The following is a 24,263-nucleotide window of genomic DNA, read 5'->3' as shown; positions in this document are numbered from 1 at the left end:
CGCCCCCGCAGACAGAAGGAGCCGCATGGAACGCGACGACATGATCCTGATCAGTGTCGACGACCACATCATCGAGCCGCCCGACCTGTTCGCCCACCACCTCCCGGCCCGCTACAAGAACGACGCCCCGCGTCTGGTCCACCGCGAGGACGGCACCGACGTGTGGCAGTTCCGGGACAACAGCGTCGGCAATGCCGCGCTCAACGCGGTCGCCGGACGGCCCAAGGAGGAGTACGGCATGGAGCCGCAGGGCCTGGACGAGATCAGGCCCGGCTGTTACGACGTCGACGAGCGGGTCGCCGACATGAACGCCGGCGGCGTCCTCGCCCAGATGAACTTCCCGTCGTTCCCTGGTTTCTCCGCCCGTCTGTTCGCGACGGAGGACTCGGACTTCTCGCTCGCCCTGGTCCGCGCCTACAACGACTGGCACATCGACGAGTGGTGCGGCAAGTACCCCGGCCGTTTCATCCCGATGGCCCTGCCCGCGATCTGGGACGCCGAACTGTGCGCCCAGGAGATACGGAGGGTGGCGGACAAGGGATGTCACTCGCTTACCTTCCCCGAGAACCCGGTCCCCCTCGGATACCCGAGCTTCCACTCCGAGTACTGGGACCCGGTATGGCGGGCGCTGACGGACTGCGGCACGGTGATGAACCTGCACATCGGCTCCTCCGGCCGCCTCGCCGTCACCTCCGCCGACGCTCCGCCGGACGTGATGATCACCCTGCAGCCCATCAACCTCGTACAGGCAGCGGCCGACCTGATCTGGTCCCGCGTCCTCAAGGAGTACCCCACCATCAAGATCGCGCTCTCGGAGGGCGGCACCGGCTGGATCCCGTACTTCCTGGAACGCATTGACCGCACCTACGAGATGCACGCCACCTGGACCCTCCAGGACTTCGGCGGCAAGCTGCCCTCGGAGATCTTCCGCGAGCATTTCCTGACCTGCTTCATCTCCGACCCCATCGGGGTCAAACTGCGCCACGAGATCGGCGTCGACAACATCTGCTGGGAGGCCGACTACCCGCACAGCGACTCCATGTGGCCGGGCGCCCCCGAGGAACTCCACGACGTCCTCACCGCGAACGACGTGTCGGACGCGGAGATCAACAAGATGACGCACGAGAACGCCATGCGCTGGTACTCGTTCGACCCGTTCGCGCACATCCCGCGCGAACAGGCCACCGTGGGCGCGCTGCGCAGGGCCGCCGCTGGACATGATGTGTCGGTCAAGTCCCGTAGCCACCAGATCGTCGCCCCGGCGGACAAACTCGCGGTCTACCGCAAGAAGGCGGAAGCGGCCCTCGCGGCCATCGAGAAGTGACCAACCGTGGAACGGGCCGGCGGTGCGGCCGCAAAATGCCTGCCGCCGGTGAGGCGATCCCGGACGCGATGGCCTCACGGGGCGCGGGCGGGCCCGCCGCGCCTCAAGTCCAGGCGGGGCGCCCGGCAGACGATCCGGTTCATCTGGAACGCCCGCTGGAAGACGGGTGAGCAAGTCAAACCGCGCACTCCACGAACGCGACGCGAACAAGCTCGCCGAGCAGATCGATGCTGATCATCGCCATCGATCCGATGCGGCCCCGCGGGAAGAGCCACAGCTCATGCCCCTGGTCGCTTCAGCACAGTTCGGCGGCGCCTTTCCGCCAGACGAAGACTTCGGTGCTCGGCCGGCGCTCGGAGAACCGGCCCGACGGAGAGACCTCCCGCAGCAGCCGACACAGGTCTGCCTCGAAGTCGTCGCGGCGCGGGCCGAACAAGTGCGGAGCCGAGAACGACATCGAGAACACCCCCGCGATGATGTCGTCACTCGTGCGTTCCATCGCCTGCCCGCCTGGAACGACGTGGCGCTGCGGACCCGAGAATCCCGCCCGGGCTAGCACCGCCGCCTCATTGCCGGGTGTCCCGTGCGGCAGCACCCCTCGGCCGGCCCGTCGGACCGGTCCCAAATAGTGCCTGACCAGCTCCTCGATGGCCGCTTGGGGTTCGGCCGGATAGGGAAGACCGTCGACGGAGCGGGTCTCCGACTTCAAGTCCGAGATGTGCACCAGGGCCCCGCCGGGCTGAAGCATGTCCTTGATGGTTGCCGCCACCAGGTCGCGATCCATCCAGTGGAAGGACTGGCCGAAGGTGGCCACGGTGAACGTTCCCAGTCCTGCGGGAAGATCTTCGGCCCGAGCCTGCACCCACTGCGCCTTCTCGGCCACTCCTCGCTCTGTGGCCTCACGTCTGGCTTCGGCGATCATCTCCCTGTCCGGGTCCACACCGATGACCTCGCTGAACAAGTGGGCCAGACTCAGGGCGAGGATGCCCGGTCCGCATCCCACGTCGACGAGGCGCCCTTGCCCGTCGAGCTTCAGAACCTCGGCGAGCACGTCCACCAGCCCGGGGGCATAGGGAAGCCTCCCGCGCCGATAGTAGGCGGCAGTACCCGAGAACAACATGTCGTCCCACTCCCAGCCGGCCGCCACGTCCGCCCACCACCTTCACAGAGATCCGCAACTGTCCGGCCGCCGATGATTCCACGAGCTCGACGAGCGACTGGGATAACCAAGTGGAGTGGGCCGGGACATCAGGACGTCCGGGCCTCCCGCTCCGAGCGCCAGAGCGGCTTGCCAATGACGTTGCACGGCCCGGTGATCGAGGCCGGTGTCGGTTCACCGTCGGCCGCGCCCTCTGCACGGGGCGAGCTGGTGGTCAGGCCGACTTCCGTATGACCAGATGGGTCGGGGTGACCACAGATGACAGCGGGTGGGTGCCGCTTCCCGACGCGAGCTTGTCCGCCGCGCGGTTGAACAGCAGCCGAGCCATCAACCGGCCCATTCCCTCGACGTCCTGATGCACCGTCGTGAGCGGGGGCTCTGCGGCCTCGGCGATGGGCGCCAGGTCGTCGAAACCGACGACGGCCACATCCTCCGGTACCCTGCGTCCCCGCTCCCGCAGCACCCGCAGGGCACCGGACGCCATCAGGTCCGAGGCGACGAACACCGCGTCAAGATCAGGAGACCGATCAAGGAGCACAGCCATGGCATCGGCCCCGCCCTGCAGTGTGAAGTCGGCCTCGGTGATCAACTGGGGCGGGGGGTCGATGAGCACGTCGCAGTAGCCGTCCAGGCGGTCGATCGCGGCAGCTTGGTTGAGCGGCCCGGCAATCGTCGCAATGTGTTGACGCCCCAGCGACACGAGATGCCGAACGGCTTCTCGGGCACCGCCGCGGTTGTCGGCGTCGACGTACGTGTAGACCTCGCTGCGGTGTCCGGAGCCAAGGACCGGACGACCGCCAAAGACAGCGGGCAGCCCCATATGCTCGACCATGCCCGGCAACGGGTCGTCTGCACGCAGCGAGAACAGCAGCGCGCCATCGACGTGGCCGCCGCCGAGGAAGTTACCGACGCGCGGATAGTCGTCCGGCTCCTCGATGAACAGGAGTACCGGCTGGGCTCCTTGGCGGACGAGTTCCTGTCGGATGCCACGGAGATGGGAGTCGAAGTAGGGGTCGACGAAGAGCCGGTTCTGAGGTTCGGTGACCACAACGGCAATGGCGTTGTTGCGGCGGGTGACCAGGCTTCGGGCGGCTTGGTTCGCTACATAGCCCAGCTCCGCCACCGCTCCTCGAATGCGCTCGGCGACCTCCGCCCGCACCCTCGGCTCGCCGTTGATCACACGCGACACGGTGGATTTCGACACCCCTGCCCTGCGCGCCACGTCCTCGAGTGTGGGGCGCCTTCCGTTCAGGCGTTCAGTCAACTCCGTCTCCGATTCAGTGCAGTTCTTCAGGTGTCGCTGGACACGTTAGCCGTCCGTCGGCAGCACTGATCACCAATTCCGCACGGCACCAGTCCTGCTCGAACGAGCTGCCTGGTCCCCGCAAGGCAGACTGGTTGGTCCTCTCGCTGATCCGGCCTCACCCTGAACCCCGCCGCCCCGAAGGGCTGGACGGTCACCCCCACCACACCGGTGAGCTTCACGCCGGTCGCCCCGGGGCACTCGGTCACGGCGACCTGGACCGTCACCGCCCCCACGGACACCGACACGCCCGTGTCCGTCACCTTCTCGCCGCTCGCCACCTACATCCGCGGCGGCGTGCAGCACTGGACGTACGGCACCACGAAGACCGAGGTACCGATTCCGCCCCCACCGGGAATCCCTACCTGAGCGACCTGTCCTTCGGGTCCAGCACCAATGGCTGGGGCCTGGTGGAACGAGACTCCTCTCGTGGCGCAGGACGGCGGCGACGGCAACGCGCACGACCACGCGGACTGGGCCGACGCTCGGCTCAACTGCACGGGACAGGCCAGCTCCACGCGGCGCCGAGCGGGGCGGTGGCCTGGCCGGCGCCATCAGCCCTGGTGCGTTCGGGCCCGAGCCGCGGTGGGGCCTTTGGGCGGGGCGCCGGGGCGCCGGGGGCGTAAGCAGGGCGAGGGCGGGGCTCCATGCCGGAGCCCCACAAGATGTACCTGTCCTGCTTTGCCCCGACAATGGATGCGTGGCACGTGAAGCAGGCTCCAGGGTCCCTCAAGGATCCGTGAGTCCCGGGCGCTACGGCGAGCAGTTGTTCCGCCCGCAGGACGAGGATGAGTCGGAGCGGACCGACCTCGGAGCCCTCGTCTACGACGCCACAACGATCGCGCGGCTGCGGCAGCTGGGTGTCGGCCCGGGCTGGCATTGTCTGGACGTAGGCGCCGGAACCGGGACAGTGGCGCGCCTGCTTCTGCGTGAAGCGGGCGTCACCGAGGTCGTGGCGGTGGACCAGGACATCCGGTTCCTCTCGTCCGAGCCCGTCGCGGGCTTGACCGCGCTCGAGGCCGATGTGACCTCCGACCGCTTCGAGCCGGGTCTCTTCGATCTCGTCCACGCCAGGTTCGTGCTGATGCACCTGCCGTCTCCCGCTGTGATGGTCGAGCGACTCGCCGGGCTGCTCGCGCCGGGAGGTGTACTCGTGCTGAGCGACGCGGTGGACCTGACGACCGATGACGCTCCGGACACGCCGTACACCCTGGCCATGCGGGCGATGTGGCAAGGACTGCGTCAGACGATCGGCACCGACGTCTCGTGGGTACCCCGCTGTCCCCAGCTGATCCTTGCGGCCGGGCTGGAGTCCGTGGCCGCCGAAATCCATGTGCCGCCTCTGGTGGCGGGCAGCCCCATCAGCCGGTTCTGGGTCCGGACCTGGGACCGGGCCCGTGCCGCGATGGTGGCGACGAGCATGGTGGACGACGCCGCGATCGACGAAGCCGAGCGGTGGCTGGACTCTCCGGCATCCGCCGGGCTGTCTCCCGGAATGCTGACTGCCTGGGGCTGGAAACCCGCGCAGCCACGATGACGAGGCAGCCGGACACGCGCCCGCCTCCGACAGGCCAAGTCCGTCGGGCTCTCTTCCTCGCCTGAGGCGCGGTGAGTCGGCACGACCCCGGGCGTGGGCTATATATGTCCATTATTGTGGCTTTTTGCGTGGAGTCTCCGTTGATGGGATGGAGCTGAGGCGTGGCGTTCGCGGAGTCGGCCGGGGATGAGTCGGTACCCCCTCCCGAGTCGGCCCCGGAGTCCGGGCGGCGGGCGTTGGCGCCGCTGCTTGCGGTGTGCGCCGGGTACTTCATGGTGATCCTGGACGTGACGATCATCAACGTCGCTGTGCCTGTGGTGGGCCGGGAACTGTCTGCCTCGCTCACCGGCATTCAGTGGATCACGGATGGGTACACCATGGTCTTCGCGGGGTTCCTGATGACCGGGGGAGCGCTGGGCGACCGGCTGGGCAACCGTCGGGTCTTCTGCTGGGGCGTGCTGGTGTTCACGGTGTCCTCGGCCGCGTGCGCGTCCGCACCGAGCGCGCCGTTGCTGGTGGCGGCCCGGTTGGTGGAGGGGCTCGGGGCGGCGCTGATCGTGCCTGGATCCCTGGCCCTGCTCCAACAGGCCTACCCGACGCCGGCCGTACGGTCGCGGGCCTTCGGGCTGTGGGGTTCGATGGCGGGGATCGCGGCCTCCGCCGGGCCGCTGCTGGGCGGGCTGCTGGTCTCCACGGTGGGCTGGCGGTGGGTTTTTCTCATCAACCTGCCCGTCGGCGTGGCCTGCCTGGTGTTGACCCTTCGGCACGTGACACCCTCGCCCCGGCACGGCGCCCGGGCTCTGGACTGGCCGGCGCAGTGCGCGGTGGTGGCGGCGGTGGCCCTGCTGACCGGCGCCCTGAATGAGGCCGGACGGCGCGGCTGGTCGGATCCTGCTGTGCTCGCCGGGTTGGGCCTCGCCGCGTTGGCCACCGCTGCGTTCGCGGTGCGCGAGCGACTGGCCCGGTCTCCCGCCCTTCCGCTGAACCTGCTGCGCTCGCGTGCGATGAGCGGTGCGGCCCTCGTCGGCCTGCTGTTCAACTTCGGCTTCTACGGCATGGTGTTCACCGCCAGCCTGGACTTCCAGCACCAGCGCGGCTTCAGCGCCCTGAAGACCGGGGTGGCACTGTTCCCGGCGGTGGCCATGACCACGTTCGCCTCTGTGCTGTCGGGGCGGCTGACTCGCCGCACCGGCGACCGTCCACTGGTGGTCTTCGGCATGCTCCTGGCTGCGTTGGGGCTGGCAGGCTGGGCCGCGGCGGGAGTCGATCCCACCTACTGGTTGCTGGTGGCTCCGATGATGGCCGCAGGGTTCGGTACTTCCTTCGCTCTGACCGGCTCGACCGCCACCGTGATGAGTGCGGCACCCCCGGCGTACTCAGGGGCCGCTTCCGCCCTGTTCAACACCACCCGCCAGATCGGCAGCGCCACCGGCGTGGCGCTGGGAGGCAGCCTGCTCGCCAGTGGCACCGACTACAGCACCGGGCTGCGTACCAGCATGGCCATCGGCGCGCTCGCCTACCTGATCGCCGCAGGTTTCGCGTGGCGGTGCGTGCCGGCGAAGCCTGAAGAGGCGTAGGGCATCGTTGGCGCCTACACCCGTATCGAGGGCCTCGTCGGCCGGGGCATAGCCGTGGCACTGGCCGCCGCCGTCATGGCTGCACCGGCCGGGTGGCACCTGCGCCGACGCCGTAGTACCGCCCCCGTAGCACCGGCCGCAGCACCGACGCCGCAGCAGCGACGCTCCGCACGCGTTCAGGACGAGCGCGAGGGCGACCGCCGACCGCGCCGTACGCGTCGTGCCTCCGCCACCAGCGGCAGTAGCGAGACCGCGACGATCACGGCGACGAGGAGCAGCAGGTAGCGGTCGGCATCGGGCACCGACGAACCGAGGGTGTAGCCGGCCAGGACGAGGGTCTGCGACCAGAGCAGGCCGCCGACCATCTGCCAGAGGGTGAAGGTGCGCACTGGCACTCCCAGCGCCCCGGCCGCCGGATGCAGCACGGTCCGCAGCATGGGAATGAAGCGGCCGAGCACGATCGCCTTGCCGTAGCCGTACCGTGCGAGTAGCTCCTCCGCCCGCGTCGCCCCCTGCCGTACCCGCCGGTTCGACATGCGGGCCAGCAGTGCCCGTCCGCCACGCCGCCCGAGCAGGAAACCCACCTGTGCCCCGGCCGTGGCTCCGACGGCCGCGCACACCAGCACCTGCCACAGCTCCAGCTGTGGCGCCCGGTGCACGGTCCCCGCGCACAGCACACCGGCCGGGAACAGCAAAGCGTCGCCGGGCAGAAAGAAGCCGACCACGAGCAGGCCCGACTCCGCGAAGATCACCACCAGGACGCCCAGCGCACCGAAGGCCGCCAGCACCGAGGTGCTGTTCGTCGGGTTGATGGCGATCATCTTGAGGGCGATCATCGCCATCGCCTCCTGGCCGGCAGTCCCCACCGGGTGATCCCCTCGTCAAGCATCATGCGGAGCAACGAGTCCGCCTTCAGGGGCTGGAGCGCGAGTCCGGCCGCATCACCCGTCGCGGCGGCGAGCTGAGCGGCCTGCTGTAATAACCCTCTCCCAGCTTCCAGTGTGGCCGTGGCGAAGGTGTACCTCAACCGGTCAGCGATGACCTCCGCGCCATGTCCCGCGGGCCCGGCGATTCGGCAGATCGCGTCTGAGGAGGCCAGAGGAGCCAGAGGAGCCCGGCGTCGTGGAGCTGCACCCATGGCCACGACGACCACATAGACGCCGTACCCGCGCTCGCCGACGCGACCGGTGCGCCGATCCTGATCCACCTCGACGACCGGCTGCTGTGGAAGCACACCCACCCGGACCGGAACCCGGCGGCTACCTCTCCGACATGCGCCGGATCACCGTGGCCGACACCGAACTGACGGTGTTGCACACCCCTGGCCACACCCCGGGAGTGATCTCGCTGCACGCCCCGGAACTGGGTACGGTCTTCACCGGCGACACCCTGTTCGCCGGCGGACCGGGGGCCACAGGGCGGTCGTACTCCCACTTCCCGACGATCGTCCGTTCCATCCGCGACCGCCTGCTGGTCCTGCCGCCCGTGACGGTGGTCCGCACCGGCCACGGAGAGCCGACCACCATCGGCCCCGAGGCCCCGCACCTCAAGGAGTGGATCGACCGGGGCCACTGAAAGGCACGCACCAGCAGCCGAAGCGGTCAGCCCAGCTTCGCGTCGGTGCCGGCCACCTGCCCCGGCACCGACAGGAACGGCGCCGTCGGCGGTGTACGGGGAAGGCTCCCGCGGTGGCGGTCAGGAGTCGGTCTTGATCTTCTTCATGGTCAGGTGGGATTCGACCCGCAGGATCCCGGGCAGGCCGGTGAGCTTGCCGGTGAGGAAGGCTTCGTAGGCGGCGTGGTCGGCGACGGCGACGCGGAGGAAGTAGTCGGGGCGGCCGAACATCCGGCGGAACTCGACGACTTCCTCGTAGGAGGCCAGTGTGTCCTCCAGTGCCTGGATGGTCTTGAGGTCGTTGGCGTAGACCTCGACGTCGATCATGACTTCCAGGCCGCGGCCGACGGCTTCGGGATTGATGACGGCACGGTAGCCGGTGATGACGCCGTCCGCCTCCAGCCGCTTGAGACGGCGCAGACACGGCGGCGGGGTCAGGCCGACCCGCTTGGCCAGTTCGGCGTTGGTGAGCCGCCCGTCCTGACGCAGATGAAACAAAATTTCTCGGTCAATCGCGTCCAGGCTGAAATCATTGCTCATAGAGGCAGCGTACGGGAATGATTGGCAACCATATGTGGCGAGATTCATCCTAAAATTTCAGCATGCGCATGCCTCCGGTCGCTGTGAGCGATCCCCCTCGTCCTGCCCCCGCGCCCCCGCCTCGGCTGTGGTCCGAGGCACTGGCGGCCCTCAAGGACTCCGGCTCCGTGGGGCTGGGCCTGCTGCCGCTCGGCCTCGCCTTCGGAGTGTTCATCACCCATGCCGGCCTGCCCTGGTGGTGTGCAAGCCTGTTCACCGCCGTCATCTACGCCGGCTCGTTCGAGTTCCTTCTCGTGGGCCTGGCTCTTGCGGCCGCGCCCCTGGCGACGGTCGCGCTGACCGCCTTCCTGGTCAACGTCCGGCACGTGTTCTACGCGCTGTCCTTCCCCCTGCAGCGCGTGCACGGGCGCCTGGCCAGGACCTACAGCACCTTCGCCCTGACCGACGAGGCATACGCCCTGACCACCGGCGAGCAGGCCCGGTCGTGGTCCGGTGCGCGCATCCTGTGGCTGCAGGCGTTCATGCAGCTGTACTGGGTCGGCGGTGCCACCACTGGTGCCCTGCTCGGCTCACTGATACCCGACCGCGTCACCGGCCTGGACTTCGCGATGACCGCCCTGTTCGCCGTCCTGGTCCTCGACGCCGTCGCGGAACGGCGCGGCGACCTGCCCACTCCCGTCCTCGCGCTGCTCAGCGCGCTGGCCGCCCGCCTGGTCTTCCCCGGCCAGATGCTGCTGGCCGCCTTCACCCTGTTCACCGCCGCTCTCCTGGCCCAACACCTCGCCACCAGCAAGAGGCTGCCTCATGCCTGACACCCCCTACCTGCTCATGGCCGTCGCCGTCTCGGCCGCCGTCACCTGGGCTCTGCGGGCCCTGCCCTTCACCGTCCTCGCACCCCTGCGCGCCAGCAAGACCGTCCAGTACCTCAGCGCCCGCATGCCGGCCGGTGTCATGGTGATCCTGTTCGTCTACTGCCTGCGCGACCTTCCGCTGCCCCAGCCGCGCGCAGCCGCACCCCTGGCGGCCTTGGCCGTCACCGCCGGGCTGCACCTGTGGCGCCGCAGCGCGCTGCTGAGCATCCTCGGCGGCACCGCCGTCAACGTGGCCCTGGCCAGCACCCTCTTCGCCCGCTGACCCGTTCCGACAGCGAGTCGCCGCAAGCCGGCAGCTGCACCTGAACGAGGGACGCACGGCGTGCTCTGGGGGCGCAAGATCGTACAAGAACCAAGCCAACGGCTGTCCGTACCGTCCGAGGAATGGCACCTGGTTCACAGGGCATCGAAGGATTGACGAAGAACGATGTCTTGCCGTCCGCCGTGGAGGCCATCGGGGCGACACCCTTGGCGCGGCTCGACCGGATCACGAAGGGTCTGGACGGGACCATCCTGGCCAAGCTGCTCTACCTGAATCCAGGCGGATCCAGCAGGACCGCGTGGTAAAAGCGATCATCGAGGAAGCCGGGCGCTCCGCGGTCCTCAGGCCTGGACCCCGCAGGCGCCGCGGTCGTGGTCGGCCGGCCCGTCACCAACCCGATCACCCGATCCAGGGAGGCGGCTACTCCTCGCCGCCGATCGTCAGCGTGCGCGGCGAGCGAGGAGATCTTTGCCGCGGTGGTCACCCTCCCGGGTGACGATCGGCGTGGTGACCCGCTCAACGAGCGTGCTCGGCAGGTCCGGCGCGGCAGGATACGTAACCAACGAAGGCCCGCGGCGGAAGAGTTGAGATGTCGGACATCTCGCTCATTCCGCCTCGGAAGGACGCCCGCCTTCGCCGGGCGTCCTTGTCCATGACTGACAGGAGCCGGCCACGTTGGAGAAGTCGGAAGCACTCACCGACCTGGATGGCGGCGGCGGTCGGTACGCGCTGCGAAAACTCCCCGAAGTGACCCTGGCCTTCTGGATCATGAAGATCGCCGCGACGACGCTCGGCGAGACGGCCGGTGACCTCTTCGCCCAGACCCTGAAGCTGGGTTACTTCCTCACCACCATCGCCCTGTTCCTGATCTTCGTGGTGACCCTGCTGGTCCAGCTCAGGTCCCGGCGCTACAACCCGTTCTTCTACTGGACGGTGATCCTGTCCACGAGCATGGCCGGCACCACGATGTCCGACTTCATGAACCGCGACGCCAGCACCAAGTACCTCTCGAACGGTGCTACTTCGCTCGGCTGGGGCCCCAGGGCCTGGGCCTCGGCTACCCCACCGGCGCTGCGATTCTCATCTCGATCCTCATCGCCATCTTCGCGGTCTGGAAGCTGACTGGGATGACGTTCGTGATCCGCGACATCGTCACGTTCCGTGGCGAGACCCTGTTCTGGTCGGCGATCCTCGTCTCCAACACCCTCGGCACCTCCATGGGCGACTTCCTGTCCGACAGCTCCGGCCTGGGGTATGCGGGCGGTGCCCTCGTCGTCTGCGGTGCGCTCGCCGTACTCGCTGCGCTGATGCGGGTGCCCGTTGTGCCGAACGTGCTGCTGTTCTGGTTCGCCTTCGTTCTCACCCGCCCGCTCGGCGCCACAGCGGGTGACTTCCTCACCAAGCCGGTTGCCAAGGGCGGCCTCGACCTTGGGACGGCGGGTTCGTCGGCCGCCCTCCTGGCGGTCCTGGTCGGCATGATGGGCTACGCCCACGCCCGGGAGCGCGGCCGCACCGTTGCGTAGCTCGATACCCCGGAGCGGGACGCGGTCACCCGGCGGGCAGGCTGACCTTGAGCCGTGCGCCGGGCGCGTGCCGGGCGTCGTAGGACACCTCGCCGCCTGCGGAGCGGGTCAGGCGCCGTGCGAGCAGTCCGAGGGCGGCTCCGCCGTGTCCGTCGTCCGGATCGGCTCGCCGGCCCGGTTGGATGGGGGTCCCCCGGACGAAGTCTGGGGGAGGGTGTGCTGATCGTTGTCACGCCCTGGTGCCGGTGGGCTGCGCGGGCGGTTGGGTCCGGTCCGTTGGTGCGTGTCCCTCTGGACGCCGGCCCGCCGGACCCGGAGGTCTGATGGGGGAGGGTGCCCTGCGTTGCCTGGGCGCGGGGTGTGTTGTTCGTCCCCGGGTGGGACCGGTGTTGGATCGGTCCCGGCTGATCTGTAGAGCGGGCAGGGTGATGACCGCCTGATCAGACTGAACAGCCGTCCCGTCTCGCATGCTTGGTCCGGCAGTCGCTGCGGCATCGGCCGTTCGGCGGCGAAGTCATCGGTCAGGGATTGGTGTCGGAGTTCAGGGCGCGTTGGGCTTCGCGCACAGGGGTGATGATCTCGTCGACGAGCCACTGTGCGACCCGTGGGGGGTAGGGGCTTCGCAGGCTGAGCACGATGTGTGTCAGGCCGGCGGCGATGAGGTCCAGGATCGTCTTGCGGTCACCGGCGGGGTCGTCGTAGGAGACGATGTACTGCACGGAGCGGGTGATCGCCTGCGGGTCCCGGCCGATGGCCGCGCAGTGTGTGTCCAGGACGCGGCTGCGTTGGGTGATGTAGTCCAGGGTGTTGTGCGGGGGGCCGGGGATGTTCCAGATGTCCGCCTGCTCAGCTGCCAGGCGCAGGGTCCGGGTTCCCCAGCCGCCGACCAGCAGCGGTGGGCCCGGTCGTTGGATGGGCTTGGGCTCGTTGCGGTTGCCCTTGAGGGTGTAGTAGCGGCCGTGGAAGTCGAAGACTTCTTGTGTCCACATGGACTTGAGGATGGTGATGGTCTCCGCCAGGCGGGCGATGCCCTCGGCGGGTGGGACCAAGGTCAGGCCGTAGGCGTCGTACTCCGCGATGGCGGGGTTTTCTCCTGCGACGCCTCCGGCGCTGGGCGGTTGATGGGTGCCGCCCACGCCGAGGCCCATGACCAGACGGCCTCGGGAGATCACGTCGACCGTCGTGGCGATCTTGCCCAGGACGGCGGGCTGACGGATTCGATTGCTCGTGACGAGGAGACCCAGCCGCAACCGCTGGGTCTGCGCGGCGAGGGCGCTCAACAGCGTCCATCCTTCGAGGATCTGCCCGTCCTTTGGGCCTGCGATCGGCATCAGGTGGTCCCACAGCCATGCGTCCGCAATCTGTGGCAGAGCGTCGGCGTCCTGCCATACGCGCAGGATCTCCTCGTAGGTGACGCGCATCGGGGTGGTCTTGATGCCGAACGTCACCCTGTCCTGGTGTTGGTCGCTCACGGCGTATACGCGCCCTTCGGCTCGACGTGCCGCCGCCTGAAGGCGACGATGCCATCACGATAGCTGATCGTCAGCGGAACTGACTATCAGTGCTTGGGTAAGATGGTGGGCATGACTGGCGACGCACCGTCCAATCCCCTCGCCTCCCGCTTGGGCTATCTGCTCAAACACGCGTATCTGCAACTGACGGAGGCGTCCGCGCACGCGCTGGCGCCATTCGGGATCGACGGCCGTGAGTTGGCAGTCCTGACCGTGCTCGCGACCGACTCCCCGCTGTCTCAACTGGAGGCGGCCGGCAAGCTCGGCGTCGACCGCACGACGATGGTGGCGCTCATCGACGCGCTGGAGGGAAAGGGCCTCGTCGAGCGCCGACGCAGCGCCCAGGACCGGCGCAAGAACACCGTGCAGCTGACCCCGACGGGCCAGGACTTCCTCCGTCGAGCCGAGCACGCACGCCAGGAGATGGAGCGTCAGTTCCTCGCCCCGCTCTCCGGCTCGGACGCAGACTGCTTGATCCGCGCCCTGCAGACCTTGGTCATCACCCCGGAGACCGCCGGCTGACGTCCGGGCATGCACGGACTGGCGCGCGGTCAGGCTGCGGGCTTCGAAGTGCTCTGCAGGGGGGAGGAGTTGTGATGCGAATCTGGCCCTGCGCTGCCTGTTCGCATGCCTCCCTGGCTACATGCGCGCCTACGAGGTCATCGTCCACGCGACAGTGGACCCCGTGCGGGACGCCTTTCCCGTGCTCAAGACGCAGGCGGGGCGCGTCGCACAGATGATCGGGCGTCACCGAACTGCCGCAGTCGGCTTCGCGCGGGGACCATCCCGAACTCGTGCCCGCACTCCGGGCTCTGGCCACGGAACTGACGGACTGGGCTGTCGGCGTCGGGCCGGCACGGCCTCGCCGCGCGGGAAGCCGGCCCGGCGGTCGGGCTGTTGCCGCCACTGAAGACCACGACGGGGCCGCCGATATGGTTCTGTCATGTTGCAATCAGACAGTGAGTCCTCCCTGTCGCCCGTCACTGCGGACGACCTCGACCTTGCCCTGCAACTGACTGTGGCGTTCCTTCGTGAGGCGCCCCCCACGGCCTGGGCCGGCAAGGCCGGTTCGCTGGAATGGGACTGCTGGGAGACCGTCGAACACCTCAGCGACGATCTATTCGCCTACGCCGTTCAACTGGGCCCCAAGGCTCCGCCTTTGGACGGCGAGGTGCCCTTCGTTTGGGAGAGTCGGCGGCCTGGCGGCCCGGCGAACGCCGTTCACGCGGACCGTGCGGCGGGGCCCGCCGGCCTGTTGCAGGTGCTGGAAGCGTGCGGTGCGCTGCTCATCGCCATGGTGCGGACGACACCCCCGCAGGCCCGCGCCTACCACGCCTTCGGCGTCTCCGACCCTGAGGGCTTCGCCGCGATGGGGATCGTGGAGACCCTGGTACACGCGTACGACCTGGCGCAAGGGCTCGGGCTCGCGTGGAACCCTCCTGAGGATCTGTGCTCGCGGGTGCTGGCCCGGCTGTTCCCGCAGGCGTCGGGGGCGACGGAACCGTGGCCCACCTTGCTGTGGGCCACCGGACGGGGTGACCTGCCAGGACACCCTCGTCTGAACACATGGCGGTGGGACGGCACACCCAGGACGTAGGTCTCGGGTGGGAGGGTGGTACGGAGAGGATCGCCGGGCGGGTGGTCAGGCCGCCGTTGACAGCGGTCGGCCGACCCCATCGGATGTGACACTCCGGCTTCCGAGGCCGCCGGAAGCCGCCAAGCCGTGCTCGTCGATCGCGGCGTGGTCGCGGAACGACAGGAGGCCGCCGTGGACGGCGAGTTGGGCGTTGTGGCCGCGCGGGCACGGGACTGCCGGCCGGCGCAGCCCAGCCCGGAAGCACGGGAAACACCGTGTCCGGGTTGTGCTCGACGAAGCCGAACCCAAGCAGGTTCAGGCAGGCCCGTGCGGCACAGTGGTCAGGCCTGTGCCGCACGGGCGGTCAGGGAGCCCGCTTCTCGGTTGCGGTGATGCGGGCGATGGCCTCAAGCGTCAGGGCGTGGTCGTGCGGTTCGCGAGCCAGGGCGCGGTGGAGGGTCAGGCCCTCGATGAGGGCGTCGAGTTGGCGGGCGGTGTCCGGGTCGAAGTGTTGTTCCAGGTGGGTGCGGCTGCGGCGCATCCATTCGTGGGTGAGTTCCCGGTAGTCCGGTTGCCGAGCGGCGAGGGTGTACAGCTCCTGGGTGAGAACGAGGTCGCGCTGGGGTCCCTCGGACAGGGCGTGGACGAGTTCGGCGACAGCTGTTCTGGCCTGGTCACGATCGGTCGGGGTGGAGAGGTAGGCGTCGAAGACCGCGACGATATGGTCGGTGAAGCGGCCGAAGGCTTCGCGCAGCAGCTGGTCGATACCGCTGAAGTGGTACGTCATCGATCCCAGAGGTACGCCGGCTCGTGCGGCGATCTTACGGTGGGAGACGCCGGCGAGGCCCTCTTCGGCGATGAGATCGAGAGTGGCGGCGATGATGCGTTCGCGGCGCTGCGGGTCGGTGTGTCCGGTGGCCATGTCGGTGTGTTCAGAGGGTGCGGACCGGGCGGGCGGGGTTGCCGACGGCGACGACGTTGGCGGGCACGTCCTTGGTGACGACCGCGCCGGCGCCGATGACGGAGTTGTCCCCGATGGTCACGCCGGGCAGGATGATGGCGCCTCCGCCGAGCCATACGTTGTTGCCGATGGTGATCGGCTTGGCGGCTTCCAGCTTGTCGCGCCGGGGCTGCGGTTCCAGGGGATGGGTGGGTGTGAGCAGCTGAACGTTCGGGCCGATCTGGCAGTCCTCGCCTATGACGATCGCGGCGACGTCCAGTGCGGTCAGGTTGTAGTTGACGAAGGTGCGCGCGCCGATGGTGATGTTGCTGCCGTAGTCGACGTACAGGGGCGGTCGCACGTGCACCGCGTCGCCGACGGAACCCAGCAGCTCTGCGAGGAGCGGTTGGGCGGCGTCGGTATCTTCGGCGTAGGTGGCCTGGTAGCGGGCGGCCAGGCGCACGGCCTGCTGCTGGCGGCGGGCGATCTCGGGGTCGTCGGCGATGTAGAGATCCCCGGCCAGCATGCGTTCCAGGTTCGTGCGCGGGTCTTGCCCGAAGTAGTCCGTCGGCATACGGGCGAGCCTACAGACAAGAGCGGACGAACGTACACTCTTGGTCGCTGCGCGGCCGGGAAGTCGAAGTGGACCTGGGGGCACGGTCTACCGCGGCGACATGGTGCACTCCTTGCGCGCCTGACCCCTGGCCATGCGCATCCGGGACGGCTCGGCCGCCAGAGCCGTCGGCGTTCACGACGGATACCGGGCTCATGCGGCACACGGCCGCGCCCCTCCAGTCCGCCCACTGTCGGCGGGCTGGGGGGCGTGGGCGTGTGCGTCGGCAGCGTCGGCGGCGCGGACGACTGGTGTACGGCGATCCGTCCGTGCGGCTTCGTCCGTGTCCTGGCCCGGTCGGCCGACCGCCGTACTGCGCGGTACGGCCGGCGACTTCAGCGGACCTGCGGTGCGGAGTCCGTGTGGGCGGTGCGCAGGGTGGAGAGGAAGGTGTCGGCCGACTGGGCGCCGAACGCCTGATGACCCTCTGCGAACGCTCCCACGACGACGTCGCACGCATCATCGAGCGCGCCCATCAGGCCGGTGCCTTGCGCCCGGACTTCACCGGCGAGGACCTGCTGTTCATCTTCGGTACCAACGCCCTGCCGGCCCGTGCCTCCAAGGACGCCGCGCCCGGCGTATGGCGCTGCGGTGTCGGCTTCATGCTTGACGGCCTGCGTGCCGAAGCCGCCCACCCGCTCCCCTCCGGCCCGCTGACCTCGCGCAGCTGTACGAGGTGATGGGGGACCTCACCGGCACGCGGTAACCGTCTGTGCGGCAGACAGGCCGGGGCCTGTCTGCCGCGCTCGGGACGCGTTCGTCAGCTGACTGCGATGGTGGCAGTGTGGAGGACGTGGAGGTCCGGCACGGCGTGGCTGATGCGCGGCGTCTGTGGCAGTCGAGCCATACGCTGCTGTTGATCCCGATCGTGCTCATCGTGGTGATCACGGTGGTGGACCAGTTGGTCCCGGCCGACATCCACCTCGGTCCACTGCTGGTCACCGCCCCCGCGTTCACGGCCTCGTTCGCCGGTCCCCGGCTGACGGGGCTGATCGGGCTCATGGCTGTGGCGGCCCAGGCGTACATCGGCTGGCACTTCGGCGTGTTGTTCCAACGTAACGTGCTGGTGCAGATCCTCGCGCTGGCGGTGCTGTCGGCCCTGATCGTGTTCTTCTGCGTGGTACGCGAGCGACGCGCGCGTCAGCTGGACCAGGTGCGGGCGGTCGCGCAGGCGGCCCAGCACGGCCTGTTGTGGCCGTTGCCGGAGCGGATGGGCCGTTTGCGGATCGCCTGTCTGTACCTGGCTGCCGAGGACGAGGCGCAGATAGGCGGCGACCTGTATGCGGCCACCCGCATCGTCGGCGGTGTGCGGGTGATGATCGGCGATGTGCGGGGTAAAGGCCTGTCGGCCATCGGTGAGGCCGCGCTCCTGCTGGGAGCCTTCCGGGAGGCCGCACACCGACACACCACTCTGCCCGCGCTGTCCGCTGCCCTGGAGCAGAGTGCGACCCGCTACCTGGCGGACTTCGAGCCGGCCGATGAGGTCGGCGAACGCTTCGCCACCGCTTTGCTGCTGGAAGTCCCCGACGGGGACCACACCGCCCGGATAGTCAGCTGCGGGCACCCCCCGCCGCTGCTGCTGAGCCCCGGCGACGCCCTCACCGTCCCCAGCCTGCACCCCGCGCCACCGCTGGGGATCGGCGGGACGGGGCCCGAGGGATACACCATCGATGTGATTCCGTTCGAGCCCGGCGACACCCTCCTGCTCTATACCGATGGCGTCATCGAAGCCCGCGACGCCGACGGCGGCTTCTACCCTCTTGAGACACGGGCCGCCCGGTGGAGCGACGCAGGACCCGAATCGCTGCTGCATCACATCCAGCGAGATCTCTTCGCCCACACCGGCGGACACCTTGAAGACGATGCGGCTCTCATCGTCCTGCGCCGCGAGCCCGATGATCATCGAGGCCGCCACCACGGGCGGCTCATCCACGCGGGCGGGTTCGGGCACAACTCCGCAACCGGCCGGTAGTGAGACCCTGGACGGTCACGCTCGGCTACGTGCCGTTTCGTCGTTCGTGTCGGCGACAGCGGGCGGAGAACCTCGTGCCGTACGGCTGCCAACGGTGACTCTGCCCGCTGCTCGGAACACTCCGTACTGGTCAGCATGGGGTCAGTACCCGGGGCCGCCGGTGCGCTGGGTTCACATGGTGACGGCGAGGGTGCCTGCCACGGTGCCCTGGTGGCGGGCTTCGACTGCGGCAGGGAGATGGTCGAAGGGGTAGGTGGTGGTGTTCAGGATCAGGCGCCGGTCGGTCAGGTCGTTCAGGAGGCCATGGAAGACCTCGTCGGGTACGTGGCGGCGGACCATGTTCATCGGAAGCAGGGTGACGTCCCGGGCGAGCAGGGACGGCAGGTCGATGCTGAGGGTCTTGCCGGCGACGTAGCCGATCAGGACGGCTCGCCCGCCGGGGCGCATGGCGGTGAGGAAAGTGGGGAGTGTGTCTCCGCCGACGGTGTCGAGGAGGATGTCGATGCCTCCGCTGTCGGCGGCCCTGGCCAGCGTGTCGGGTCCTTGGCCGATCAGAATTTCGTGCGCGGCCGCGGGCACTGCCGCGGCTTTCGCTTCGTCGCGTACGAGGGCGAGGACGTGGGCGCCGGCCTGAGCGGCGAGCTGGACGGCGAGGGATCCGACCGCTCCCGATGCCCCCGTGACCAGGACGCGCTCACCTTTCACGATGTGGCCGACGGTGTCGACGGCGGCCCAACCCGTGGTCATGGGGGAGTAGCAGGTGGCGGCGAGTGCGGCGTCGGCGTGGTCGGGGATGGTCCGCACCGCCGCCCGCGGGGCGGTCACCTGCTCCGCCCAGGTGCCGGGGCGCTCTAGCCCGATACCGGCGCCACGGACCAGGACCCGGCGGCCCAGCAGCGCGGTGTCCCCGGAGACGACCGTGCCGATACCCGCTGTACCCGGGGTGAATGGCAGTTCGGGCCGGTAGGCGAACGTGCCGGACGTGAGCGTCAGGTCCAGGTGGGTGACGGCGGCGGCTTCGACAGCGACCGTCACTTCGTCGGCGGACGCCGGGGCCGGGGGTGTCACCTCTTCGAGGGTCGGCGTGGTGTTCCAGTGGTGCAGACGGGCGGCGAGCATGACGGACTCCTGTTCCATGCGGAGCCCCGGGCAAAAGCGCCCGGGTGGCGGCTGAGGGCCGGACGGTCCGATGTAATCCGACAAGCGAGGCGACCGAAATTGCATCGACAACCGCTGAATACCCGCGTATGCAAGTAAAGAGTCCATGGTCAGAGTGTTGTGCCGCCGTGGCGCAACCAGGAACTCTGCTCCGCCTCTGGCGGAGCAGCCGGGCGAGCGTCCCATTGTCCTGGCGTTCTTGGGGTGAGGTGCAGCATACGATCCAGCAGGCGCCGAGGGCTTCGAGCACCGCTGGCGTCCGGGGTCGGACAGGTGGGCTCTGAGCGCCGGAACGCGGACGGACGACCTCGGGCGGGGTGGTGGGGGCCCAGTGGGTGCCGATGTCGATGACGAAGGTGGCGTCGCGGTGCGGGTAGGCCGTGTCGGAGACGGTCGGCCCGGGTGCCGCCTTGGCGCAGCTGGAACGACGGTAATGACTGACACTTCGAGCTTCGGACCTGTGTTGTTGCGTCACGAGCGTGTACGTACGAGTTCTGCCGCTCGTTCGGCGATCGCGTAGACCGTGGCGTCGGTGTCCTAGCCACTACGCCGGTACATGCCGGATCGGTATGGATGAAACGGCCGTGGGCGGCTCCGACCTGCGCGTCCACGGTGTCAGTGGCCTATGCGTGGCCGACGCGTCTGTCCTGCCGTCCGTTGTCTCCGCCAAAGGTCCGGCCCAGGCAGGACTTCTTGTCCGCGCCAAGTGGCCCGTGCGGGGGCGTTTTCCACGTCACGGGCCACGCGCAGGCCCTGGGCCATGGCGCCGAGATCCCGGTCGTCGGTGCAGTACCGGGGGTCGATCCGCGGGTGCGCACCGGGTGCGGCGCTCGCGCGGCGTACTGCGCCGTGGCTGAACGGCGCCATGAGAGCGACCATGATCGTGTAACCCTGCCCGATGTCAGGACAGAACGCCGTTCCGGAGCGCCGTCAGGGCGCGGGGCGGCTCAGGCGGCGGCTCAGGAGGACAGCTCCTGCGCCCGCGATCAACGAGGCGGCGGCGAGGCCGGTGAGGGCGGTCTCGGTCCCGGTGTCATGCGTGGATCCGGTGCCGGCCAGCGCAGGCCGGGTCGAATCGCCCGCCGTGGCGGCTTGGAGGATGAGGTCGGTGACCGCTCCAGGGTGGGCGATCATGGCCACGTGGGAGGAGTTGATCTCCACCGTGTGTGAGCCCGCGCGCTTGGCCTCGAAGCGTTCCTGGTCGGGGTTGATGGTCTTGTCCTGCTTCGCGACGAGGAACCACGACGGGATGTGCTTCCAGGCGGCCACCTTTGCCTTTTCCGAGAACGCGGTCGTTGCCGCGGGTCGTTGGGTGACCGCCATGATCCTCGTGGTGCTCTCCGGCAGGTCGGCGGCGAAGACCTGATGGAGCTTGTCGGGCTTGAGGTACAGGTCTGTCCCGCTGACGCCGCCGGCTCGGTACGGAACGGACTTCGTGGCGGTGCCGAGTTCGCTGGGGAACCTGGCGCCCAGGGACATTCCGCTCTCGCCCACGTCGGGCATCAGTGCGGATATGTACACCAGTGACTTCACCTGCCGGTTGCCCTCGGCGGCCGAGCTGATCAGGGCGCCCCCGTAGGAGTGACCCGCCAGCACGATCGGGCCCTTGATGCTCTCCAGCACGGAGGCGATGTAAGCGGAGTCGTTGTACAGCCCGCGCAGCGGGTTGGCGGGGGCGATGACGGTGTAACCGCGGCGTTCGAGCCGTTCGACGACCCCATTCCAGCTGGAGGCATCGGCGAACGCCCCGTGCACCAGCACGATGGTGGGTTTGGTCGTGCTCGTGCCGTCGTCCGCGGCGACGGGGGCTGCCAGGGCCGTGCACAGGGCCGTGGCGCACCCGGCCGCCATGACATGTGTGCGACGTATTCGGCGCCGTGAGTGGACCGGAAATGCTGCCATACCGTTCTCGCTTTCCGCGGGATCTTTGGCCCCGAGTCTTCAGCCATGAGTAGCGGGAGGCACGGTCAGGCACTCCGACCGGGGTACATAAGGGGGCCAGGAGAGTGAATTCCGGAGGCAACAGGTGTGCGGAACCTACGTGGTGTGGTGTGAGCTGCGTGTATTCGATGACCGTCCAGCCGTGTGCGCAGAGCATTGCGTCGACCGGATTTCCGTCGTGGAAACCGTGCCACTGCGCCACCGCCGACGCGCTCGCCCGCCGTCCCACGGCCACGCCGGCTCGCGCCGCGGTGCCTCCAGCGCCATCGCCGGCTCCGGCGTCGGGACAGCGCCGAACACCATGCTGACGAGGAACGCCGAGGCGATCATCCAGAATCCGACGCCGTGCCTGCGGGCCGAGGGGCGGCTATCGGGTTCGTGGGCGGCTGGGCGGCCGGCGTGCCGGCCAGTGGACATCGACATGTGAGGACTCCGTTTCCTCAGCTGCCGTGTCGCCGGTGGCCTCCGCCTGCAACTCGGCGGCCATGCCCAGCACATCGGCGACCTTGACGCCCGCGCGGCTCAGGCGCACGATCGAGATCCGCCGCGCTTCCTCGGAGTAAGTGCCCGAGGCGTCCCCCTTGGCACCTCGGCGCCATCCGGTGGCTGCGCAGTCGGCGCAGCCCGCCTGTCGAAACCGCAGCCCGCATCCCTGCGTACCCTGTCTCCGTGTCAGCCTCCCGCCTGCGTCGCGTCGCCGTTCTTGTGCTCGAGGGTGCGAAGCCGCTCGATGTCGGAATCCCCGCGCAGGTGTTCACGACGCGCGCGAGCATGCCGTACGAGGTGCGGCTGTGCGGCGCGGCACCTGGTCTCGTGACCGGTGGCGACGGCCTTTCGTACCACGTCGCCCATGGCCTCGACGCGCTTGCGTGGGCCGACATCGTCTTCATTCCCGGCTATCGGTTCCCGGACCGTGACGATCCGCCGCGGGCCGTCGTCGACGCGCTGATCGCTGCCCACGACCGGGGCGCGCGGCTCGCCGCCATTTCGACGGGCGCTTTCGCGCTCGCCGCGACGGGCCTGCTCGACGGCAAGCGTGCCACGACGCACTGGCATTACGCGCGGGCGCTGGTGGCGAAGCATCCGCTCGTTCAGGTCGACGAGAATGTTCTGTTCGTCGACGAGGGCAGCGTGCTGACGTCGGCCGGCGCCGCCTCGGGCATCGACCTGTGCCTGCACATTCTGCGTGGCGACCTCGGGGTGGCCGCGTCGAACCATGCGGCCCGGCGACTGGTCGCGGCCCCCTACCGCAGCGGCGGGCAGGCGCAGTATGTGCCGCGCAGCGTGCCCGAGCCGCTGGGTGAGCGGTTCGCCGACACCCGCGAGTGGGCGCTGCACCGGCTCGACGAGCCCCTCACCCTCGAGATACTGGCGCGGCAGGCAGCGGTCTCGCCGCGCACGTTCTCGCGGCGCTTCGTAGAGGAGACCGGGTACACGCCGATGCAGTGGGTCATGCGAGCCCGCATCGACATGGCCCGCGAGCTGCTCGAGCGTTCGCAGCGCAGCGTCGAGCAGATCGCCGCCGATGTCGGTCTCGGCACCGGTGCGAATCTGCGGCTGCACTTCCAACGCATCCTCGGCACCACGCCGAGCGAGTACCGGCGCACCTTCGCTCAAGGCGAGTAGACCTGCCATCTGGCGCGATCCTTTTGAACCGTGGCGATCCCGCCACTGTCACCGGCGGGTGCCGCGAGCGAGCCTGGTGGCGAACCGAAGGGACAGCACTTATGACTCGCATCGCCATCAACGGATTCGGCCGCATCGGACGCAACGTGCTGCGCGCGCTGCTCGAACGCGACAGCAGTCTCGAGGTCGTCGCCGTCAACGACCTCACGGAGCCCGCCATCCTCGCGCGGCTGCTCGCCTACGACACGACGGCCGGCCGGCTCGGTCGCCCGGTGACCGTCGACGGGGACGCCCTCGTCGTCGACGGCCGTCGTATCAGGGTGCTCGCCGAGCGTGAGCCGGCGCAGCTGCCGTGGGCCGAACTCGGTGTCGACATCGTCCTCGAAGCGACCGGCCGCTTCACGTCGGCCAAGGCAGCCGGCGCCCACCTCGACGCGGGTGCGAAGAAGGTGCTCGTCAGCGCGCCGTCGGACGGCGCTGATGTCACGCTGGCGTTCGGGGTCAACAGCGACACGTACGACCCGGCGGTGCACACGATCGTCTCGAACGCCTCGTGCACGACCAACGCGCTTGCACCGCTGGCCGCGGTGCTCGACGACCTTGCCGGGATCGAGCACGGCTTCATGACGACGGTGCACGCCTACACGCAGGAGCAGAACCTGCAGGACGGTCCGCACCGCGACGCCCGTCGCGCCCGAGCTGCCGCCGTCAACATCGTGCCGACCACGACGGGCGCCGCCAAGGCGATCGGCCTCGTGCTGCCGAACCTGGACGGCAAGCTGTCGGGCGACTCGATCCGTGTGCCGGTTCCGGTGGGCTCGATCGTCGAGCTCAACACGACCGTCGCCCGTGACGTGACGCGCGACGACGTGCTGGCGGCGTACCGCGCCGCGGCGGAGGGGCCGCTCGCCGGCATCCTCGAGTACTCGGACTTCCCCCTCGTGTCCTCCGACATCACGGGCAATCCGGCCTCGTCCATCTTCGACTCGGCCCTCACCCGGGTCGACGGCCGGCACGTGAAGGTGGTCGCCTGGTACGACAACGAGTGGGGCTTCTCGAACCGAGTGATCGACACGCTCGAGCTCCTCGCCACCCGCTGACGGGAGTATGCCCGGCCGCCGCGGGCCAGGAGCGCGTCAGTACCGAATGGTCGAGACGCGCTCCGCACGTGGACCTGCGCTGGGCCGTGTCGGTGGACTCCATGATCGTGCGTGC

The 24,263-nt window shown here is 69.1% G+C and carries 25 protein-coding genes and 4 pseudogenes; 18 read left to right on the top strand and 11 right to left on the bottom strand.

What is annotated here, in order from left to right:
- Positions 1–25: 25 nt before the first annotated feature.
- Positions 26–1,324: an amidohydrolase family protein gene (locus ABT114_RS26530; protein WP_351145360.1), complete on the top strand. Its 1,299-nt coding sequence runs from the start codon at positions 26–28 to the stop codon at positions 1,322–1,324.
- 295 nt (positions 1,325–1,619) lie between these two features.
- On the opposite strand, the gene ABT114_RS26525 is transcribed toward ABT114_RS26530, so the two are convergent.
- A complete protein-coding gene (locus ABT114_RS26525) occupies positions 1,620–2,444 on the bottom strand; it encodes a class I SAM-dependent methyltransferase (RefSeq protein WP_502988399.1) in 825 nt (274 codons plus the stop codon).
- A 253-nt stretch (positions 2,445–2,697) separates the two neighbouring features.
- Complete coding sequence (locus ABT114_RS26520; protein WP_351145358.1) at positions 2,698–3,747, bottom strand: LacI family DNA-binding transcriptional regulator; 1,050 nt, start codon at positions 3,745–3,747, stop codon at positions 2,698–2,700.
- Between the two features lie 162 nt (positions 3,748–3,909).
- Here ABT114_RS26520 and ABT114_RS26515 point away from each other — a divergent pair, with 162 nt between their 5' ends.
- The 3 genes from ABT114_RS26515 (at position 3,910) to ABT114_RS26505 (ending at position 6,900) form a co-directional block, all read left to right on the top strand.
- A complete protein-coding gene (locus ABT114_RS26515; RefSeq protein ID WP_351145520.1) occupies positions 3,910–4,155 on the top strand; it encodes an NEW3 domain-containing protein in 246 nt (81 codons plus the stop codon).
- A 370-nt stretch (positions 4,156–4,525) separates the two neighbouring features.
- Positions 4,526–5,323 (top strand): class I SAM-dependent methyltransferase, encoded by a 798-nt coding sequence (locus ABT114_RS26510; RefSeq protein WP_351145357.1) that lies wholly within the window; start codon positions 4,526–4,528, stop codon positions 5,321–5,323.
- 161 nt (positions 5,324–5,484) lie between these two features.
- The gene (locus ABT114_RS26505) at positions 5,485–6,900 is read left to right on the top strand and encodes an MFS transporter (protein ID WP_351145356.1); all 1,416 of its coding nucleotides are present in this window, start codon (positions 5,485–5,487) and stop codon (positions 6,898–6,900) included.
- 176 nt (positions 6,901–7,076) lie between these two features.
- On the opposite strand, the gene ABT114_RS26500 is transcribed toward ABT114_RS26505, so the two are convergent.
- Positions 7,077–7,721 carry a DedA family protein gene (locus ABT114_RS26500; RefSeq protein WP_351145518.1) on the bottom strand — a complete coding sequence of 215 codons (645 nt, stop codon included), beginning with the start codon at positions 7,719–7,721 and terminating at the stop codon, positions 7,077–7,079.
- 332 nt (positions 7,722–8,053) lie between these two features.
- Between ABT114_RS26500 and ABT114_RS26495 the strand changes: the two are divergent.
- Positions 8,054–8,098 (top strand): annotated as a pseudogene (locus ABT114_RS26495) (hypothetical protein); the annotation flags it as partial.
- Positions 8,086–8,475: pseudogene (locus tag ABT114_RS26490) on the top strand (MBL fold metallo-hydrolase); the annotation flags it as partial. The pseudogenes ABT114_RS26495 and ABT114_RS26490, both read left to right, overlap by 13 nt.
- 120 nt (positions 8,476–8,595) lie before the next feature.
- Here the strand turns inward: ABT114_RS26490 and ABT114_RS26485 are convergent.
- Complete coding sequence (locus ABT114_RS26485; RefSeq protein WP_351145355.1) at positions 8,596–9,054, bottom strand: Lrp/AsnC family transcriptional regulator; 459 nt, start codon at positions 9,052–9,054, stop codon at positions 8,596–8,598.
- A 68-nt stretch (positions 9,055–9,122) separates the two neighbouring features.
- Between ABT114_RS26485 and ABT114_RS26480 the strand changes: the two genes are divergently transcribed.
- The 5 genes from ABT114_RS26480 (at position 9,123) to ABT114_RS26455 (ending at position 11,711) form a co-directional block, all read left to right on the top strand.
- Complete coding sequence (locus ABT114_RS26480; RefSeq protein ID WP_502988398.1) at positions 9,123–9,866, top strand: AzlC family ABC transporter permease; 744 nt, start codon at positions 9,123–9,125, stop codon at positions 9,864–9,866.
- The gene (locus tag ABT114_RS26475) at positions 9,859–10,188 is read left to right on the top strand and encodes a branched-chain amino acid transporter permease (protein WP_351145354.1); all 330 of its coding nucleotides are present in this window, start codon (positions 9,859–9,861) and stop codon (positions 10,186–10,188) included. Before ABT114_RS26480 ends, ABT114_RS26475 begins: the two co-directional genes overlap by 8 nt.
- A gap of 122 nt (positions 10,189–10,310) precedes the next feature.
- Entirely contained in the window at positions 10,311–10,493 is a 183-nt protein-coding gene (locus tag ABT114_RS26470; protein WP_351145353.1) for a hypothetical protein, read from the top strand.
- Between the two features lie 370 nt (positions 10,494–10,863).
- Complete coding sequence (locus ABT114_RS26460) at positions 10,864–11,310, top strand: COG4705 family protein (protein ID WP_351145352.1); 447 nt, start codon at positions 10,864–10,866, stop codon at positions 11,308–11,310.
- Positions 11,311–11,315: 5 nt separating this feature from the next.
- Positions 11,316–11,711, top strand: coding sequence for a COG4705 family protein (locus ABT114_RS26455; RefSeq protein ID WP_351145351.1), 396 nt, complete (start codon positions 11,316–11,318; stop codon positions 11,709–11,711).
- Between the two features lie 25 nt (positions 11,712–11,736).
- On the opposite strand, the pseudogene ABT114_RS26450 reads toward ABT114_RS26455, so the two are convergent.
- Together ABT114_RS26450 and ABT114_RS26445 are read right to left on the bottom strand one after the other, a co-directional pair.
- Positions 11,737–11,898 (bottom strand): annotated as a pseudogene (locus ABT114_RS26450) (sensor histidine kinase); the annotation flags it as partial.
- 334 nt (positions 11,899–12,232) lie between these two features.
- Complete coding sequence (locus ABT114_RS26445; protein WP_502988397.1) at positions 12,233–13,132, bottom strand: LLM class flavin-dependent oxidoreductase; 900 nt, start codon at positions 13,130–13,132, stop codon at positions 12,233–12,235.
- Positions 13,133–13,294: 162 nt separating this feature from the next.
- Here ABT114_RS26445 and ABT114_RS26440 point away from each other — a divergent pair, with 162 nt between their 5' ends.
- Both ABT114_RS26440 and ABT114_RS26435 read left to right on the top strand, forming a co-directional pair.
- Entirely contained in the window at positions 13,295–13,744 is a 450-nt protein-coding gene (locus tag ABT114_RS26440) for a MarR family winged helix-turn-helix transcriptional regulator (protein WP_351145349.1), read from the top strand.
- 421 nt (positions 13,745–14,165) lie between these two features.
- Positions 14,166–14,819 (top strand): maleylpyruvate isomerase N-terminal domain-containing protein, encoded by a 654-nt coding sequence (locus ABT114_RS26435; RefSeq protein ID WP_351145348.1) that lies wholly within the window; start codon positions 14,166–14,168, stop codon positions 14,817–14,819.
- Between the two features lie 343 nt (positions 14,820–15,162).
- Here ABT114_RS26435 and ABT114_RS26430 read toward each other — a convergent pair whose 3' ends face one another.
- Together ABT114_RS26430 and ABT114_RS26425 are read right to left on the bottom strand one after the other, a co-directional pair.
- Complete coding sequence (locus tag ABT114_RS26430) at positions 15,163–15,720, bottom strand: TetR/AcrR family transcriptional regulator (RefSeq protein ID WP_351145347.1); 558 nt, start codon at positions 15,718–15,720, stop codon at positions 15,163–15,165.
- 10 nt (positions 15,721–15,730) lie between these two features.
- Positions 15,731–16,312, bottom strand: coding sequence for a sugar O-acetyltransferase (locus tag ABT114_RS26425; protein ID WP_351145346.1), 582 nt, complete (start codon positions 16,310–16,312; stop codon positions 15,731–15,733).
- Positions 16,313–16,713: 401 nt separating this feature from the next.
- Here ABT114_RS26425 and ABT114_RS26420 point away from each other — a divergent pair, with 401 nt between their 5' ends.
- Together ABT114_RS26420 and ABT114_RS26415 are read left to right on the top strand one after the other, a co-directional pair.
- Positions 16,714–17,031: a hypothetical protein gene (locus ABT114_RS26420; RefSeq protein ID WP_351145345.1), complete on the top strand. Its 318-nt coding sequence runs from the start codon at positions 16,714–16,716 to the stop codon at positions 17,029–17,031.
- 104 nt (positions 17,032–17,135) lie between these two features.
- The gene (locus tag ABT114_RS26415; protein ID WP_502988390.1) at positions 17,136–18,323 is read left to right on the top strand and encodes a PP2C family protein-serine/threonine phosphatase; all 1,188 of its coding nucleotides are present in this window, start codon (positions 17,136–17,138) and stop codon (positions 18,321–18,323) included.
- Between the two features lie 171 nt (positions 18,324–18,494).
- Here the strand turns inward: ABT114_RS26415 and ABT114_RS26410 are convergent, their stop codons facing one another.
- Positions 18,495–19,460, bottom strand: coding sequence for a quinone oxidoreductase family protein (locus ABT114_RS26410; protein WP_351145344.1), 966 nt, complete (start codon positions 19,458–19,460; stop codon positions 18,495–18,497).
- 500 nt (positions 19,461–19,960) lie between these two features.
- On the opposite strand from ABT114_RS26410, the pseudogene ABT114_RS26405 reads away from it, so the two are divergent.
- Positions 19,961–20,137: pseudogene (locus ABT114_RS26405) on the top strand (GMC oxidoreductase); the annotation flags it as partial.
- On the opposite strand, the gene ABT114_RS26400 reads toward ABT114_RS26405, so the two are convergent.
- Together ABT114_RS26400 and ABT114_RS26395 are read right to left on the bottom strand one after the other, a co-directional pair.
- The gene (locus ABT114_RS26400) at positions 20,097–20,348 is read right to left on the bottom strand and encodes a GMC oxidoreductase (protein WP_351145343.1); all 252 of its coding nucleotides are present in this window, start codon (positions 20,346–20,348) and stop codon (positions 20,097–20,099) included. The pseudogene ABT114_RS26405 and the gene ABT114_RS26400 overlap by 41 nt on opposite strands.
- A gap of 63 nt (positions 20,349–20,411) precedes the next feature.
- On the bottom strand, positions 20,412–21,332 hold the full coding sequence (locus ABT114_RS26395; protein WP_351145342.1) for an alpha/beta fold hydrolase: 921 nt from the start codon (positions 21,330–21,332) through the stop codon (positions 20,412–20,414).
- 759 nt (positions 21,333–22,091) lie between these two features.
- On the opposite strand from ABT114_RS26395, the gene ABT114_RS26390 reads away from it, so the two are divergent.
- Positions 22,092–23,048, top strand: a complete 957-nt coding sequence (locus tag ABT114_RS26390; protein WP_351145341.1) for a GlxA family transcriptional regulator — start codon at positions 22,092–22,094, stop codon at positions 23,046–23,048.
- Between the two features lie 101 nt (positions 23,049–23,149).
- Positions 23,150–24,148, top strand: a complete 999-nt coding sequence (gene gap, locus ABT114_RS26385) for a type I glyceraldehyde-3-phosphate dehydrogenase (RefSeq protein ID WP_351145340.1) — start codon at positions 23,150–23,152, stop codon at positions 24,146–24,148.
- Positions 24,149–24,263 lie beyond the last annotated feature (115 nt).

It is taken from the genome of Streptomyces sp. NPDC002088 (assembly GCF_040296605.1).
Lineage (GTDB): Bacteria > Actinomycetota > Actinomycetes > Streptomycetales > Streptomycetaceae > Streptomyces.
Note: the sequence above shows the minus strand (reverse complement) of the source record. Positions and strands in the feature narration are given on the sequence as shown.

Coding starts and splice junctions, on each gene's coding strand:
- ABT114_RS26500 (WP_351145518.1), bottom strand. CDS start 7,721: ATGATCGCCATCAACCCGACGAACAGCACCTCGGTGCTGGCGGCCTTC.
- ABT114_RS26455 (WP_351145351.1), top strand. CDS start 11,316: ATGACGTTCGTGATCCGCGACATCGTCACGTTCCGTGGCGAGACCCTG.
- ABT114_RS26480 (WP_502988398.1), top strand. CDS start 9,123: ATGCCTCCGGTCGCTGTGAGCGATCCCCCTCGTCCTGCCCCCGCGCCC.
- ABT114_RS26430 (WP_351145347.1), bottom strand. CDS start 15,720: ATGGCCACCGGACACACCGACCCGCAGCGCCGCGAACGCATCATCGCC.
- ABT114_RS26525 (WP_502988399.1), bottom strand. CDS start 2,444: ATGTTGTTCTCGGGTACTGCCGCCTACTATCGGCGCGGGAGGCTTCCC.
- ABT114_RS26530 (WP_351145360.1), top strand. CDS start 26: ATGGAACGCGACGACATGATCCTGATCAGTGTCGACGACCACATCATC.
- gap (WP_351145340.1), top strand. CDS start 23,150: ATGACTCGCATCGCCATCAACGGATTCGGCCGCATCGGACGCAACGTG.
- ABT114_RS26485 (WP_351145355.1), bottom strand. CDS start 9,054: ATGAGCAATGATTTCAGCCTGGACGCGATTGACCGAGAAATTTTGTTT.
- ABT114_RS26395 (WP_351145342.1), bottom strand. CDS start 21,332: ATGGCGGCCGGGTGCGCCACGGCCCTGTGCACGGCCCTGGCAGCCCCC.
- ABT114_RS26445 (WP_502988397.1), bottom strand. CDS start 13,132: ATGCGCGTCACCTACGAGGAGATCCTGCGCGTATGGCAGGACGCCGAC.
- ABT114_RS26475 (WP_351145354.1), top strand. CDS start 9,859: ATGCCTGACACCCCCTACCTGCTCATGGCCGTCGCCGTCTCGGCCGCC.
- ABT114_RS26470 (WP_351145353.1), top strand. CDS start 10,311: ATGGCACCTGGTTCACAGGGCATCGAAGGATTGACGAAGAACGATGTC.
- ABT114_RS26425 (WP_351145346.1), bottom strand. CDS start 16,312: ATGCCGACGGACTACTTCGGGCAAGACCCGCGCACGAACCTGGAACGC.
- ABT114_RS26410 (WP_351145344.1), bottom strand. CDS start 19,460: ATGGAACAGGAGTCCGTCATGCTCGCCGCCCGTCTGCACCACTGGAAC.
- ABT114_RS26400 (WP_351145343.1), bottom strand. CDS start 20,348: ATGGCGCCGTTCAGCCACGGCGCAGTACGCCGCGCGAGCGCCGCACCC.
- ABT114_RS26435 (WP_351145348.1), top strand. CDS start 14,166: ATGTTGCAATCAGACAGTGAGTCCTCCCTGTCGCCCGTCACTGCGGAC.
- ABT114_RS26440 (WP_351145349.1), top strand. CDS start 13,295: ATGACTGGCGACGCACCGTCCAATCCCCTCGCCTCCCGCTTGGGCTAT.